The organism is Proteiniphilum sp. UBA5384 (assembly GCF_002410825.1).
Taxonomy (GTDB): domain Bacteria; phylum Bacteroidota; class Bacteroidia; order Bacteroidales; family Dysgonomonadaceae; genus Proteiniphilum.
Genome location: NZ_DHOS01000043.1, coordinates 1 through 332, shown reverse-complemented (window position 1 = coordinate 332; position 332 = coordinate 1). Strand labels below are relative to the sequence as shown.

Genomic DNA, 332 nt, shown 5'->3' with positions numbered 1-332 from the left:
TCATATGGAACTTGCTTTAATCATGATCAAGTGTGATAATGATTATCTTGCTCGTTTCATCATGTATCAAAGTTAGATATTGTGGTGAAAATTTAGAATGTGAGATTGATCCCAACCAGATAGTTGCGCGTCTGCGGGGCATTGGTGCCCACCGTCAGCATGTTGCTTGCGTTGTAGGGCAGGCTTCCGGTTACCGCAGCATTTTCGTTTCCGTAAGAGTTGGTTACGGGATCCAGTCCGCTCTCTTTATGGAAGGGCGAAAAGAGGACAAATGCATTCTGAAGGCTGAAATAGAGACGAGCATTGGCGATCCCCGATTTGCGGAACCAGTC

1 protein-coding gene is annotated in these 332 nt (G+C 46.1%); it reads right to left on the bottom strand.

Features of this window, described 5'->3' with window-relative positions; translation table 11 throughout:
- Positions 1 to 92: 92 nt before the first annotated feature.
- Positions 93 to 332, bottom strand: a 240-nt coding sequence (locus B4G81_RS08715) for a hypothetical protein (RefSeq protein ID WP_294081604.1), incomplete at its 5' end; no start/stop codon positions are given.